13 protein-coding genes and 1 other annotated feature are annotated in these 14,862 nt (G+C 48.4%); of the genes, 10 read left to right on the plus strand and 3 right to left on the minus strand.

Translation table 11 applies throughout. The features are described from left to right. Window positions 1-876 precede the first annotated feature (876 nt). Window positions 877-1,494, plus strand: a complete 618-nt coding sequence (locus DNHGIG_RS09250; protein WP_282199364.1) for a J domain-containing protein — start codon at window positions 877-879, stop codon at window positions 1,492-1,494. 421 nt (window positions 1,495-1,915) lie between these two features. Further along, window positions 1,916-2,833: a cation diffusion facilitator family transporter gene (locus DNHGIG_RS09255; RefSeq protein WP_282199365.1), complete on the plus strand. Its 918-nt coding sequence runs from the start codon at window positions 1,916-1,918 to the stop codon at window positions 2,831-2,833. Here DNHGIG_RS09255 and DNHGIG_RS09260 read toward each other — a convergent pair. After that, the gene (locus DNHGIG_RS09260) at window positions 2,814-3,455 is read right to left on the minus strand and encodes an HAD family hydrolase (protein ID WP_282199366.1); all 642 of its coding nucleotides are present in this window, start codon (window positions 3,453-3,455) and stop codon (window positions 2,814-2,816) included. The two genes, DNHGIG_RS09255 and DNHGIG_RS09260, sit on opposite strands and share 20 nt — an antisense overlap. Before the next feature lie 15 nt (window positions 3,456-3,470). Continuing rightward, complete coding sequence (locus DNHGIG_RS09265) at window positions 3,471-3,743, minus strand: hypothetical protein (protein ID WP_282199367.1); 273 nt, start codon at window positions 3,741-3,743, stop codon at window positions 3,471-3,473. A 161-nt stretch (window positions 3,744-3,904) separates the two neighbouring features. Here DNHGIG_RS09265 and DNHGIG_RS09270 point away from each other — a divergent pair, with 161 nt between their 5' ends. The 6 genes from DNHGIG_RS09270 to DNHGIG_RS09295 all read left to right on the plus strand — a co-directional run bounded on the left by DNHGIG_RS09270 (window position 3,905) and on the right by DNHGIG_RS09295 (window position 9,017). Then, the gene (locus tag DNHGIG_RS09270) at window positions 3,905-5,449 is read left to right on the plus strand and encodes an NAD(P)H-hydrate dehydratase (protein ID WP_282199368.1); all 1,545 of its coding nucleotides are present in this window, start codon (window positions 3,905-3,907) and stop codon (window positions 5,447-5,449) included. A gap of 78 nt (window positions 5,450-5,527) precedes the next feature. Then, window positions 5,528-6,529, plus strand: a complete 1,002-nt coding sequence (locus tag DNHGIG_RS09275) for a DUF4367 domain-containing protein (RefSeq protein ID WP_282199369.1) — start codon at window positions 5,528-5,530, stop codon at window positions 6,527-6,529. Between the two features lie 101 nt (window positions 6,530-6,630). Next, the gene (gene alr, locus DNHGIG_RS09280; RefSeq protein WP_282199370.1) at window positions 6,631-7,785 is read left to right on the plus strand and encodes an alanine racemase; all 1,155 of its coding nucleotides are present in this window, start codon (window positions 6,631-6,633) and stop codon (window positions 7,783-7,785) included. 195 nt (window positions 7,786-7,980) lie between these two features. Beyond that, a complete protein-coding gene (locus DNHGIG_RS09285) occupies window positions 7,981-8,232 on the plus strand; it encodes a CopG family ribbon-helix-helix protein (protein ID WP_282201396.1) in 252 nt (83 codons plus the stop codon). A gap of 3 nt (window positions 8,233-8,235) precedes the next feature. Continuing rightward, complete coding sequence (locus DNHGIG_RS09290) at window positions 8,236-8,586, plus strand: type II toxin-antitoxin system PemK/MazF family toxin (RefSeq protein WP_282199371.1); 351 nt, start codon at window positions 8,236-8,238, stop codon at window positions 8,584-8,586. A gap of 185 nt (window positions 8,587-8,771) precedes the next feature. Next, window positions 8,772-9,017: a hypothetical protein gene (locus DNHGIG_RS09295; protein ID WP_282199372.1), complete on the plus strand. Its 246-nt coding sequence runs from the start codon at window positions 8,772-8,774 to the stop codon at window positions 9,015-9,017. 78 nt (window positions 9,018-9,095) lie between these two features. On the opposite strand, the gene DNHGIG_RS09300 is transcribed toward DNHGIG_RS09295, so the two are convergent. Beyond that, on the minus strand, window positions 9,096-10,277 hold the full coding sequence (locus DNHGIG_RS09300) for a D-alanyl-D-alanine carboxypeptidase family protein (protein WP_282199373.1): 1,182 nt from the start codon (window positions 10,275-10,277) through the stop codon (window positions 9,096-9,098). Between the two features lie 116 nt (window positions 10,278-10,393). Next, window positions 10,394-10,611: a binding site (T-box leader), on the plus strand. Between the two features lie 298 nt (window positions 10,612-10,909). Here DNHGIG_RS09300 and alaS point away from each other — a divergent pair. After that, a complete protein-coding gene (gene alaS / locus DNHGIG_RS09305; RefSeq protein WP_282199374.1) occupies window positions 10,910-13,540 on the plus strand; it encodes an alanine--tRNA ligase in 2,631 nt (876 codons plus the stop codon). 133 nt (window positions 13,541-13,673) lie between these two features. Further along, the gene (locus DNHGIG_RS09310; RefSeq protein WP_282199375.1) at window positions 13,674-14,861 is read left to right on the plus strand and encodes an MFS transporter; all 1,188 of its coding nucleotides are present in this window, start codon (window positions 13,674-13,676) and stop codon (window positions 14,859-14,861) included. Window position 14,862: the final 1 nt, after the last annotated feature.

Here is a 14,862-nt window from a genome sequence, read left to right on the forward strand (position 1 = left end):
ATTCCACCGCACAGGTCGCCGTACAGATCGCCGTACTGGTCGCCGCACCACAAGTTGGGCCCGCACGAAAGATCCCCGTAGACGAGATATTGTAACTATTCTTTTCAGACGGAACCCCATCACGGGGCGACGCAGAATTATTAGAGTTCGCATTATTGGTAATGCACGACCCTGTTTGAGATTTTTAGTTGTTGGCGCTCTTGTTAATCCGGCAGTTAGATGTCTTTTGGCCAATGGTTTTGTTATTGTCAGGTCAGTTGATAACGTCATAGTTCTGCGCCGGAGATAGAGTGCAGCGTTTTCGTTGCACTTTTGCCACCAATTAGGTGGCTCTTTTTTTCCTGAAAACACAGTGATACATCCACCCAAGCATTAGTTTTAAGATAGCCACCCATGCCGCAAACGGCGCCATCAGAGGATGAAAAGTTTCTTGTGAGGGAAGAAGTATAAGGCTATCTCAAGAAACAGAGTGGCTTTTGGGTGGGTTGTATCGCTTTGCGGAGCAGAGGTGAGTGGAAGGTCGTTCCGCTTCCTTTCGGATGTTAAGGCATATGCTTTGCGCGTAATAGCGACTTTGGAGGTCGTCTCGCAACATATGATTATGATTCCATGCGAGACGGCCTCCACGGAGCATGAGTGCAAAGCATATGCCTCAAAGACGACCTTCATCGAACCCAAGCGCAAAGCGATACACCCACTCAAGCACTAGTTTTCAAGGTAGCGATTACAAATGAACCGGCAAGACCTTACCTTTTTAAATCATGGTAAGAAATATGCAAGCTTCTTAAAACCTTTCATGCACGATCATTCGGACACCCATGGTGTTTCAACATTTCTTGTGGCAAGATAAAACATATAGTGACCAAGAGGTGGCATATGAACGAATTATGGCTGAAAAAGTGGCGAACCGTGCGTAAAGAACTGACCCGACTCCTTCATGAGTTCAACGAAGTGAACCAAGAAGATACACCTGTCCTTTACGAAGAAGTTCTAAGCATGAAAGAGCAAATCGAAAGACTCCACATAGAAATTACACGGAAATATGCGCAACAATGGTGGAGCCAAATCCCGACCGAAGATATTCGACGGTTGCGTGTACTGCTTATCGGCCGTCCGATCTCTCCGTCAGTCATCCATAGAAGGCCTGACCTTAGCTATCTCATGCTCTTGCTTGATCTGGAAGATCCTAATGTCATACGTATATGGGCGGAGATGACCGAAGAAAAAAGAAAGAAAACATTAGACGATCTAGCTTTGCTCACGAAACTTTCAGATGAAGAAAGCCAAACAGAAAACAGTTGGCAAAAACAAGAGGAAGTGGACACGCTGGCATATGCGGTATTAGGGCTCACGTCTTCCGCCACATGGCAAGAAATTCGTCAAGCGTATCGAGACGCCGTTCGCCGTGTTCATCCCGATGCGGGCGGTGACCCTGCTCGCTTTCGTCATATTCAACTGGCCTATGAACATCTCACGAAAATAAGAAAGCCCTAACATGAACTTTTGTATCGCTCAAATAAATGATTGACATATTGACGTAAATCCAGAGTATGATCATGAATGAACTGTTCAATGATCTGCATAGCGAGTCCTCCTTATGATTTGGATACTTGCAGTATGAACATAAATCTAGTATTTTAAACTTCTGTTTGATAGAATTGCGGTTAACTTTGTACGAATAGCGGTTGAATGATGGATCGAAATGAAGGTATACTATGTAAGTCAAGTCCTTCCAATCATCAACTGAGAATTTCGAAAAGCAGGTGGATTCGGTATGAACACACATGCGTTCATCCGTTCAGGGATTCATTTTTTAAAATTAGAACATCTTATCGAACCGTAAAAACTTCGACATGAGTCGGAGATTTTTTTTTCCTCAGGGAAAGATGTATAGGGAAGGGCCATTGAGAGGAGGGTGCCCATGCGTGAAAGAGTAAGCAAAATCGCCGGGTGGGTCAGCGTAGCCAGTAATTTATTGCTCACGATGCTGAAACTCGTCATCGGTTTTTTCTTAGGAAGCCAGGTCTTAATTGCAGATGGTGTCCACTCAGCGGCAGATGTTGTTGCATCTGTAGCTGCGCTTGGAGCAATGACCATCTCGAATCGGCCGGCGGATAAGGAACATCCTTATGGACATGGAAAAGCGGAAGTGGTTGCATCCGGCATTGTTTCTGTCATTTTAGTCATCGCGGCCGTGGGAATCGCCTATAAAGGGTTCGAGTCTTTGTTGGGGGAAGCGATCCCGCCCCATCTGATATCTTTATTTGCTGCCTTATTTTCACTGGTTGCCAAACAGATTTTATATGTGTATACGTACCGGCTCGGAAAAAAATATAACAGCCAGGCGTTGATAGCAACGGCAATCGATCATCAGGCGGATGTCTATGCGTCGTTAGCGGCAGTCATTGGAATCGCTGTTGCACTGGTCGGTCAAGCGACAGGAAACACGATTCTGTATTATGCCGATCCTGTCGCGGGGATTCTCGTCGCAGCACTCATACTCAAATTGGCGTATCATATGGGGAGCAAATCGGTCGACACGTTGATGGAGAGAAATGTTCCACCAGAATTACTGGAGGATTTTGAGCGCATCATTTATTCGGTTCCGAAGGTAAGGCGCATCGATCGGTTGCGTGCGCGCGAGCACGGCCACTATATCCTCGTCGATGTGCGCGTCGGCGTACCTGGACAGCTCTCCATACAGGAAGGTCACGATGTAGCGAACCGTCTTAAAAAAGCGGTGATGGAGAAACATCCAAATGTACAGGAAGTCCTGGTACATATCAATCCGTGGTACGCGGAAGATGACTTCGCTAACAAGCGAACAAAATAGAAAGTAATTCAGACAAGTGCTCGATTCTGCCCAAGGGATGAAGATCATATCTTTCAATGACATGAGAAGGCATACGAAAAGCGATAAACGGACAGCCGGCATATTTTGCTGCCATACCGTCAGGCCAGCCGTCCCCAACCATGAGTATATCAGCGGGTGGAAGTGCCCATCGTTTGCAGAGAGTGAGCAGACCATCCGGTTCCGGTTTCATTTTCTTTACATCATCACGAGTCAGCACAATCGAAAAAAATTCGCGCAAGCCGAAGCGCGTGAGAGCTTCCTGGGTGGATGTCCGAGAATTGTTCGTGAGAACCGCCAGGGAGAATCCGCGTTTTTTTAATTCTTGCAATGTATCATGCGTTTCGTCGGCGATCGTTGCCTCACGCAAAGCAGCCTGCTCGTGTGACGTTGCGATCGCTTCCAGCGCTTGCAGATGGTTCGTTCGGTTGACCGCGTCATAGTGTGAAGCGATGCGCATGAGTTCTGCCGCAACGAGTTCTTCAGACAGAACCCCTTTATCCATGAAACGACACAGATAGGCGTACATTTCTTTGCGCATCCTGATCAGATCGAGTGTGGAAAAGAGCAATGTATGATCCAAATCAAAAACGATCGCCTGCATACCGTTCTCCTTTACTTAAACACATTGTGAAAACCAGTCGGCCGCTTGATCCGAAAGAAATCCAGTAAATTGATCCGACTGCAACTGGGTGACAAAAAAATAGTCGTCACTTTCCAATGTTTCTTCGAGTAGATTATACCATTGTTCCATAGAGAGACGTGATGAGACGACAAAAGCGGAATCGGTGATTTTACAGGAATCTTCTGCGTGAGTTTCGATCAAGTTGCATAGTCGATTTTCATGTTCCTGACTTTTGTTTCTGAGATCGTAAAGAATCAAATGCAGCAAGTCCATCCCTCCCATTACGAGTATATGCCGGAATCTATCATTTATAATCGGTACATACAGATGATACATTGAATTCGAAGAGACTTAAGCGGCAAAGCGCCTGTACATATTTTCGGACAGGATGAAATACACATGTTATCAGGAATATGGAGGGACATACCGTGTTTATTGTTACAAGCCAGGAAATGAAGAGTATTGACGCGTTTACGATCGAGAGTTTAGGTCTTCCCGCCAGAGTCTTGATGGAGAATGCCGGGTATGCTGTGGCACGTGTGATCGAATCCCGGTATCCGAAAGGTACGCGCGTTCTCATCCTTGCCGGGAAAGGTAACAATGGAGGGGATGGACTTGTTGCTGCACGACATCTCGCGGATGCAGGCTACCCGGTTCACGTGATCCTGGCCGTTGCTGCGGCCTCCTTGTCTGGTGAAGCGGCGTTTCAGTATGAACGTATCCAGCGTTTTGGTATCTCGTCGAGCATGTATGATCCGTTCACGTTTCACCGAGAGTTGAGCCGTTCGGAATTGATTGTCGATGCGCTGCTGGGGACTGGAACGAAGGGAAGCCCTCGCCATCCATATGACGAGATGATCGTAGCCGCGAATGAATCCCGAAAACCGATCGTCGCTGTCGATATCCCGAGCGGTCTCGATGCGGATAACGGTCACGTATCTCAACCATGTATTCGTGCAACCTGTACCGTATCTCTGGCATTCCTGAAGAGAGGGCTTGTCAGTCAACCAGGGGCTGAATATGCGGGTGAATGCGTGGTGGAGCGGATTGGGATTCCACATTGGGCGGCTGAGCGGCATGGTGTGAAAACTCGTTTGCTCACCGAGATGGAAATCGCCGGATTGATGCGGCCACGCCATCCTTCCGGACATAAGGGCACATACGGTCATGTGATGCTCGTCGGCTCATGTCGACGAATGGTCGGTGCAGGATTGTTGGCCGCACATGCAGCCGTACGTACAGGTGCCGGGCTTGTCACACTCGGAGTACCCGCATCGGCTCTGCCGGCAGCAGCAGGAAGAGTGCTGGAGGTGATGTTGACGCCGCTTCCCGATAACGGGACAGGAGAGTATTACGCGGATATGGCGGAAGAGATTTTACTCGCAGCGGAAGACAAAGATGTTCTTGCCGTGGGACCCGGCCTCGGTCGTTTCGCAGGCGGAGAGACATTCCTTCGCAAGATCATACGAGAATGGCCGAAGCCACTAATACTGGATGCAGATGCGCTATACCTGCTTGCACAAGATGTGACGATGTTACGTGAACGTACAGATCCTACCATTCTCACTCCGCATCCTGGCGAAATGGCGCGTCTTCTTGGTTGCTCGATCGCAGATGTGCAAATGGCGAGAATCGATCATGCTAGGACATTCGCTACGACATACCAAGTGACTCTCGTTCTCAAAGGAAATTATACGGTCATTGCCCATAAAACAGGGGATGTCGCGATCAATCCAACAGGAAATCCGGGAATGGCAACGGGAGGAACCGGTGATGTGTTAACGGGGATGATTGCATCCCTCGTCGCTCAAGGCTATGATCCGTATGAAGCCTCGTGTCTCGCCGTTTATTTGCACGGAGCAACAGGGGATCGTCTTGCTGAGAAAATCGGCCAACAGGCTTTGGCTGCGGGTGATCTCATTGAGGAAATCGGACCCACTTGGATAGAAATTGAACGTAAACGTCTCTTCTGACAGCAAACGACACTTTCCCCGGGAAATAGACACGCGGGTATGTCCCTTCATGTCGAACGCTGAAGGGAGAAGGAGACGATGCGCAAATCCATCGCATGGATCGTATGGATCATTCTTATTATAGGTATGTTAGTAACGGGATGCGGGAACGTTACGCAAGAATCTGTGCTCAATGATTTGCAGTCCATCGAGAAAAATTTAAAAACATACAAAAGCAAAGCGATGATGACCGTTCAAACATCAGAGATTCCCCAGAAATACTATATTGAAACATGGTATCAATCGCCATCGTTATACCGTATCGCTCTCGGTGATGAGAAACGCGTGATCACCCAAGTGATCGTGAGGAATAACGAGGGAATCTATGTGATTAACCCGCAATTAAAAAAATCCTTTCGTTTCAAAGGCGAATGGGCAGAAAATCAGGGGCATGTATACCTTTATCATGCGATGATTCATCAGATTCTCGAAGCAAAAGAAAAAACATTTAAACAGGACGAAGGTACAGTTTCTTTTGATATACCGATCAAAGAAAATCCGCTGATCGTCCATCAGAAAATCGTTTTGGCTGAGAGGAAGCTTGATCCGCGCCAAGTCTTGTTATTTGATAAGTCGGATAAAGCCATTGTAAATGTCACTTACGAAGAGTTTAAGACTGGGGTAAAATTCGCTGATGATGACTTTACACCCGAGAAAGTCATGGCGCTAGCCGATCCCAAAAATGCGCTTCCAGCGATGACCCACAAAAATGATTTTGGGATCATAGAACCCGCTTACGTACCGAAAGGTTTTGAACGTCAAGACACGATTGAAAGTGACGCTTCCGTCTTATTACGTTATTCCGGTGACAAAGGTGCGTTTACGCTTAAGGAAACCCGTTCGTCTTCCCAAAATCAAACCCTTGTGGGCGGTAATCAACTCTTAGACCTTTTCGGTGCTCCAGCCATCGTCACGGGGGCAGGAAATGCAAAGACGGTCTATTGGTCGAGAAACGGAGTCGAATTTGCACTCACCGGATCTCTGCCGGTACAAGAAATGATGAAAATAGCAGCTTCTACAATCGATGCAACAGGTAAATAACCCTGCGAAGGACGCGTGGCGTCCTTTTTTTCTAGACCATTCGAGACAAGCTGTGGTAACGTGGGAGAAGATGATGTTAAGACAGAAAAGAGGTTTTCATCATGTTCATCAGGCCTACCTGGGCAGAAGTCGAACTGTCAGCAATCGCACACAATATCCGACAATTTCAGCGACACCTAGCAAAAAACGCGATCATCATGGCGGTCGTCAAAGCGAATGGATACGGGCATGGCGCATTTCCTGTCGCACGTACCGCTCTGGAGGCAGGGGCTCGTTATTTGGCCGTTGCAACGGCTGATGAAGCGATCGAACTGAGGGAAGAAGGTATCACAGCTCCGATCCTTATACTGGGTTTCACACCGCCGGATCGTGCAGCGGACATTGTACGGTACGAGCTCACACAAACGGTCTTTCAAACAGAGATGCTGGATGCCTTGGAAAGTGCCGCCAAGCAACAAAACAAACGCGTGCGCATTCATATCAAAGTGGATACGGGTATGGGCCGTATTGGTTTGCGAGATCTTTGTGAAATCATACCATTCGTGAAAAACGCTCATGAGAGGCCAAGCATTTTTGTGGAAGGAATCTTTACACATTTGGCTACGGCCGATGAAGCGGATAAGCGTTACATGTGGGAGCAAGTGAACCGATGGAATGACATCGTGCATGCGATCGAGGAGCAAGGGATCAAGATTCCTCTTAAACATGTAGCGAATAGCGCGGCGACGATCGATCATCCTGAACTTCATTTGGATATGGTACGCATCGGAATTTCGATGTACGGTTACTATCCTTCTTCCGAAGTACACAAAGAACATGTACATTTGCGTCCGGCGCTTACTTTTAAAAGCCGAGTGATTCATGTGAAGACCCTTCCTGGGGAACAATCTATTTCGTATGGGGCGACCTATAGGACAAAAAACGAGGAACGGATCGCCACGATTCCCGTGGGGTATGCGGACGGATATTCGCGCCTGTTGTCCAATCGCGGCTTTGTCTTAGTAGGGGGCAAACGTTGTCCGATCGTTGGTCGCGTTTGTATGGATCAACTGATGGTGAACGTTACCCATGTCCCGGATGTCAAGGTGGGCGATGAAGTGGTCCTTTACGGATCGCAAGGTCAAGAGCAGATTCACCTGGATGAAGTCGCATCGATCATCGGTACGATCTCCTATGAAATCGCGTGTGCGGTGGGCAGGAGAGTGCCGCGCGTATATTTGTGGAATGGACAAATCACGGAAGTGAAGAAATACTAGTAAAATGTTCCGAAAGGATTTCGCCGCTTCTTGCCGTAATAAGCAGAATCGGTGATTTTCCATGGTTTCTTAACCATGTGGTATGAAAGGCGTCAAGCTTTGACATACTTAGGGTATGATGGGTATAATACCGTTGGATATAAGTGAATAGGTTTGTTGTGGGGGTGCCTCGTATTGTCCAGAACCAAACGCATCATGATTAGCATTCCAAACCACTTGCTGCAGGAAGTCGATGGCATTGTTGAAAGGGAGAATTCCAATCGCAGTGAATTTATTCGCCAGGCGATGCGGCTTTACTTGTCTGAGCGCAAGAAGCGCTATATCCGTGAGTCTATGCAGAAGGGTTATATGGAAATGGCGAAAATCAATCTCAAGATAGCTTCTGAGGCGTTCTTGGCGGAGGAAGAGGCAGAAGGCACGGTAGGTCGTTTGGTAAGTGGGGTGTAATCGGTGAATGTGAAGCGTGGGGATGTGTATTTCGCCGATTTGTCGCCCGTTGTTGGCTCAGAACAGGGTGGTTTTCGCCCCGTGCTTATCATACAGAATGATATTGGTAACCGGTTTAGCCCTACTGTCATTGTGGCTGCCATCACGGCTCAGATTCAAAAGGCGAAACTCCCTACTCACGTTGAAATCGATGCGAAAACGTACGGCCTTGACCGCGACTCTGTGATTCTTTTAGAACAGATACGAACGATTGACAAACAACGTCTTACTGATAAAATCACACATCTTGACGAAGAACTCATGGCAAAAGTGAACGAATCTCTCCAAATCAGCTTAGGACTTATTGAATTTTAGGTGAGCACCGCAAAGCGCGATGCTCTTATTCATTTTTGCGTTCCGTACGTTCTGTGAATGGTTGGCCACAGGGTGACACGCAAATCATTACAGGATGTCCCGCTCTCTCACATGCTTTCCCTCACATCGCCCCACGCCGGATCGGGTACACTACATCCGTACATGAGCAGAAAGGGTGTGAGCATGTGAAGCCGTACATTCGCAGGCGTTCCGATTTTGTAGGCGATAACTTTGTCGCCGAGCATAATGACGCGGGGATTCTTGTCACACGGGAAGGCAATACGTATCACGTAGGTGTAGAAGTCGATGTGGATACTGTTGTCGAGGTGGAGACGACGAAAGACAAACACCAGGTACAGCCTATTATCGAATCCCTTTTACCCAAGTTAGAGGAGATTCGTGATCATTATCGCAATTGTTATCGTGAATAAGTGAACCCGTCTTCCGATAGGTTTCATTTGCATGCAGAAAAAAGCCCACACGTTTCGTTGACGTGTGAGCTTTTTGTTTTATCCGGGAAGAGATTCGCGCATCTCTTGAGGGAGAGGTTTCTTCCTAAACGCGGATCGCATACGAACCATCATCAAGGTTGTCAGTAGCAAGATGACGATTGTTCCCGAAACGGGCGACGTTTTGTTTGATGTGATCGGTTGTTGTACGACGAGAGGAATTTTTTTAAGAACTTTTCCGTCTTGAATGATGGTGAGAGTCCCCATCTCCGTTCCGGCTGGAACGGGCCCGTTCCAGGGCTTGAGCTCTACCTGCTTTTCGATGGGAGCCGTTCTCGGATAGATGGTTTGAAAACCGTCTGCCGTGTACATCATTTGCGGTGTGAAGCCCGAAGGTGCGGGATACTCAATGAGCGATTGGCCTTTTCGAAGTGTGAACGTGTCATATTGCGTGTAACCGTATGCCACCAGTTTTTCGATATCGTCATATGCTCCTTCCAGCGTCGTTTTTAATGTAACGGCAATCAGGAGGATTCCGTTTTCATTGGCCACTTCCGTTAAACAAGTACCTGCCTGATCGGTGAAACCCGACTTTCCTCCCCAATATGTTTCCGGGTCTTCAAATAGTAATCGATTCTGGTTTTTCAATTCTTTTGGATCGTAGGAACGTTTCATTGTATACGTTTTTGTATGCAAGGCTTCCTTGATTTGCGGGTATTGCAGGGCTGCGCGAGTCAAAATCGCAAGATCTTTGGCTGTGGAATAATGATTCGGATTGTGTAACCCGTTTGGGGTTACGAAATGTGTGTTCTTCATCCCCAAGGCTTTCGCTTTGGCGTTCATCATATCGGCAAACTTTGATACGGAGCCGGCCACATTTTCAGCGACCATGACGGCCACATCGTTAGCACTGTGAAGCAGGAGGGCATAGAGTGCATCTTTGGCTGTCATTTTTTCACCGGCACGTAATGAGATGTTGGTCGGTTCCTGACTTGCCGCAAGTCGACTGGCCGTCAATAGGTCATCCGGCTTTTTGTGTTCCAGCAGCAGGATGGCAGTCATCAGTTTGGTCAGGCTCGCAGGATAACGTTTCACGTCCTCTTCCTTGGTAAATAGGATGTCACCTGTCGTTCCATCCATGACGACGGCGCTTTGTCCGGACAATGTAGGCACTTGTTCTGCATGGGCGGTCAGCGGGCTGAAGAGCAGAAATGCTGCAAGACCTAGGGGAATGATTTTCATAGAGGTGCCTCCTTTCCTCCCTATCAAGCTATGAATGTGTATGCTAGAGTATGACTCGATGGCGGATTGACTATATGAAAAACAATTGGATATAATGATACAGTGAGATTTATAATGCAAAAGCGATGCGGGAGCGGAGTACGAAGCAGTCCACAGTCAGAGAGAGAACCCCGTTGGCTGAAAGGGTTTTCCTGTGAAGGGCTTCCGAAGCTACTCCTAAGGCGCAATTGAAAGATTGACGGTTCGTGTCCGTTATCGCACGTCTGAGGTGACATGGCGTTTTTTGCCGTGTAATCAGGGTGGTACCGCGAAAGGAATGCCTTTCGTCCCTGTGGGGGCGAGAGGTTTTTTTAGTTTTCAAAGTAACCCTCCATGCCGCAAGCGGCGTCACCAGAGGATGAAAAATTTCATGTGTGGAAAAGAAGTTTGAGGCTGCCAGAAGCAACGGAGTGTCTTTTGGGTGGATTGTATCGCTTTGCAGCGCAGAGGTGAGTTGAAGGTCGTTCCGCAACCTTTGTTAAGAGATCGGGCGGGACGACCTTCATCGAACCCAAGCGCAAAGCGATACATCCACCCAAGCACTCATTTTCAAAATAACGCTCATTTTCAAAGCAGAAGAAAGGAGTTTCCTCATGAAATCAGCAGAGATCCGCGAAAGATTTCTTGCGTTTTTCGCATCCAAGGGACATGAGATCGTTCCTTCCGCTTCTCTGATCCCGTACAACGACCCTTCTTTATTATGGATTAATGCTGGAATGGCACCGTTAAAGAAGTATTTTGACGGTTCCGAGATTCCGCGCAATCCGCGTATGACCAATTCGCAAAAGTGTATCCGAACCAATGATATTGAAAACGTGGGAAAAACAGCACGCCACCATACATTTTTTGAAATGTTGGGCAACTTTTCGATCGGTGATTATTTCAAGAGAGAAGCAATCCATTGGGCGTGGGAATTCCTCACGAAAGAAATCGGGTTTGAGCCTGAGCGTCTGTCTGTGACCATTCACCCGGAAGATGATGAAGCGTACGACATCTGGGCGAAAGAGATCGGCGTTCCGGATGAGCGCATCATTCGTTTGGAAGACAATTTCTGGGATATCGGAGAAGGACCCTGCGGACCTTGCTCAGAGATTTTCTATGACCGCCAGCTGGAAGGTTGTAAGAATCCGGATTGTAAGGCCGGTTGCGATTGCGATCGTTTCCTGGAAGTTTGGAACCTCGTGTTTTCACAGTTCAATCACAATCCGGATGGTACCTATACTCCATTGCCGAAGAAGAATATCGATACCGGCATGGGTCTGGAACGTATGGCTTCCCTCTTGCAGAACGGTGAAACGAACTTCGATACCGATTTGTTCCTGCCGATCATTGAGGAAGTGTCCCGCCTGTCCGGCAAGCCGTATCATCAGGAACAGGATTGGGATGTAGCGATGAAAGTGATCGCCGACCATATCCGTACGGTGACGTTCTCCGTAGGCGATGGTGCGCTTCCATCGAATGAGGGGCGCGGGTATGTGATTCGTCGCCTTCTGCGCCGCGCGGTCCGTTACGGAAAGGTACTGGGGATCGAGAAGCCGTTCCTCTATACATTGGTTTCCGTAGTTGGCGACATCATGGGTGTGCATTATCCTGAAGTCGTTGAAAAGCGCGCCTTCATTGAGCGGGTGATCAAAGCGGAAGAGGAACGTTTCTCGGAAACTTTGCATGAAGGAGAAAACATCCTCAACGAAGTGATCGCGACCCTTAAGAAAGAAGGAAAAACGGTGATCCCGGGTTCAGACGCGTTCCGCTTGTATGACACATACGGGTTCCCGATCGATCTGACGGAAGATATCGCTTTCGAACAAGGGTTTACCGTCGACCGAAAGGGATTCGAAGAAGCGTTGAACGAACAACGTGAACGTGCGCGCGCTGCACGCAAGGATGTGACTTCGATGCATGTGCAAAGCAACGTCTTCGAAGAACTGGGAGAACTGCAAGCGACATTTGTAGGATATACGGAGCTTGCGACGGCCTCCAAAGTGCTGGCCATCTTAAAAGATGGTCAACCGGTGGAGTCGGCGGAGGAAGGGGATGTCATCGAACTGATCCTCGACCGTACTCCGTTCTATGCGGAATCTGGGGGGCAAGTGGCGGATAAAGGGATCATCTCCGTAGGAGAGAAGGCACAGATTCAGGTGCTGGATGTGCAGAAGGCACCGAACGGATATCATATGCACAAAGCGAAAGTCATCGCCGGTGTCGTAGAAGTGCTCGATACGGCCGAAGCGGTGATCGATGCGGAAAAACGTACTGATATTACGAAGAATCATACGGCTACCCACTTGTTGCACAAAGCGTTGCGTGAAGTTTTGGGAGAGCATGTGGCACAAGCAGGTTCGCTCGTGGAAGCGGAACGTTTGCGCTTCGACTTCTCTCATCTCGGGGCGATGACGCCTGAAGAGATCCGTGAAGTTGAACGACGCGTCAATGAGCAGATCTGGGCGAATCAACCGGTCATCATCCGCGAAATGCCAATCGAAGAAGCCAAAGCGATGGGGGCAATGGCGCTGTTCGGTGAAAAATACGGTGATGTCGTACGCGTGGTACAAGCGGGCGACTATTCGATCGAACTGTGCGGCGGTTGCCACGTACGCTCCACGGGAGAGATCGGCATGTTCAAGATCCTCTCCGAGTCTTCGATCGCTTCCGGTGTGCGCCGCATCGAAGCCGTTACCGGACGCGGTGCCTACGCGTTTGTCCAACAGCAGACAGATCTGTTGGAAGAAGCGGCAGAAAAATTGAAAGCCAACGTGAACGATCTTCCGACTCGTATTGAACACCTGCAAGCGACAGTGAAAGAGCTTAATAAAGAGATCGAATCGCTCAAAGGCAAGCTCGCATCGTATGAAGTGAAAGCATTGATCGACAAAGTCCAGGAAGTTGAAGGGATCCGCTACGTGGCGGCAGCGCTTGAAGGGCTGGACATGGACGGTTTGCGGGCCGTAGCGGAAGATCTGCGCAATCGCTTGGAGTCTGGCGTGGTCGTAGTCGGTACGGCTGGAGAGGGAAAAGTCAATTTTGTTGCGGCTGTCACGAAAGATCTTGTAGCCAAGGGATTGCAGGCGGGCAAGATTGTGAAAGAGGTCGCTACTATTGCGGGAGGCGGCGGTGGTGGCCGTCCGGAACTTGCACAGGCGGGAGGAAAAGATCCGTCCAAATTGAAAGACGCCATCGCACAAGTCGCGGACATTTTAAAAAGCCAACTTGCACATGTAAAATAAAAGAGTAAGGAAAGGCGCCCTGGAGTTCCGGGTGCCTTTTCTTATCGTCATGATTCTCTTTGTAGTCACATGTTTTTGACAACAAATTTGTGGTATGATGACGATTGTATTCTTGAAACGTGAGGAGATGGGTTTGGAAACATATCGTTTGAAAAAAATGTCGGAGACCAAAATTGTTTACCGAAGTTTATCTATGGTTTATTTTCTTTTTTTCTTCGGGATTGGTGCTCTGTATACATTGTTGCCACTCTACTATCAAAAGTTCGGCTTAAGCGGTACACAAATTGGGACGATCATGGCGGTCGGGCCGGTGATTTCGATTCTTTTCCAGCCGGTGTGGGGAATGATTTGTGACCGATTTCAAGCTGAACAAAAGGTATTGGCTTGTGCGCTTACTTGTGCGGCTTCGATCGCTTTGCTTTTCCCTCTGATGCATGGATTTATCGCGTTTCTTCTCTTGTTTGCAGGATTACAGCTTTTCCAGAGCGCGATCAATCCGATTACCGATTCCATTACCCTTTCCTTCGTACAAAAACAAGGCGGGGATTACGGAAATATCCGTCTGTTCGGAGCGATCGGTTTTGCTGTAGCTGTCTGGTTTACGGGTACACTCGCAGAACGCTTCGGTCTCGTGGTCATTTTCTATGTGTATGCGGGTGCCTTTCTGCTTGGACTTTGGTGGGTGAGACAGTTTCCGAAAGTGCATCGAGAAAAGACCGGAAGCGTTTGGAGCGGTTTAGGCCGATTGTTACGCTTGCCCAAGTATGTGATCTTCTTGGGATCTGCTTTTCTTATTTTCGGGCCGATGAACGCGCATAACTACTATTTTTCCCTGCTTTATACAAAGATCGGCGGAACGGTCGCGGGAGTGGGTGTCGCCTTCCTGTTGTTTGCCGGTTCGGAAGCCCCCGCGATGAAAGTGGCGGGATCGCTGATTCGCAAGTATGGGATTTTGACCATTCTGATTGTAGCTGGAGTAGTTTCTGCATTGAGGTGGGGATGGTATGCAAGCACCCCATCGGCCGCCTGGGTGATCATGCTTTTCTTTATTCAAGGCATGTCGGTGGGTCTCTATTTACCGGCGGCAGCCACATTTATACGTGAACATGCACCGCGCGAAGTGCAGGTGACTGCGCAAGCACTCTATTCGTCATTCGGAAATGGACTCGGCACCATGTTTACCAGCTTTATTGGCGGTGTACTGTACGACCGCTCCGGAATCTTTTCAACGTATCTTTATTTTTCATTCTCTACCGTTGTCGGCATACTTCTTGTCATCGCGATTACAGTCTTGAACACGAGAACCAGTCGTCAGGGGTGAA

This window comes from Collibacillus ludicampi (assembly GCF_023705585.1).
Classification (GTDB): Bacteria; Bacillota; Bacilli; order Tumebacillales; family BOQE01; genus Collibacillus; species Collibacillus ludicampi.

Bases quoted from the DNA above. Each gene is read 5' to 3' on its own strand.
- alaS (WP_282199374.1), top strand. From the start codon at position 10,910: ATGAAATCAGCAGAGATCCGCGAAAGATTTCTTGCGTTTTTCGCATCC.
- DNHGIG_RS09300 (WP_282199373.1), bottom strand. From the start codon at position 10,277: ATGAAAATCATTCCCCTAGGTCTTGCAGCATTTCTGCTCTTCAGCCCG.
- DNHGIG_RS09260 (WP_282199366.1), bottom strand. From the start codon at position 3,455: ATGCAGGCGATCGTTTTTGATTTGGATCATACATTGCTCTTTTCCACA.
- DNHGIG_RS09285 (WP_282201396.1), top strand. From the start codon at position 7,981: ATGATTAGCATTCCAAACCACTTGCTGCAGGAAGTCGATGGCATTGTT.
- DNHGIG_RS09250 (WP_282199364.1), top strand. From the start codon at position 877: ATGAACGAATTATGGCTGAAAAAGTGGCGAACCGTGCGTAAAGAACTG.
- DNHGIG_RS09275 (WP_282199369.1), top strand. From the start codon at position 5,528: ATGCGCAAATCCATCGCATGGATCGTATGGATCATTCTTATTATAGGT.
- alr (WP_282199370.1), top strand. From the start codon at position 6,631: ATGTTCATCAGGCCTACCTGGGCAGAAGTCGAACTGTCAGCAATCGCA.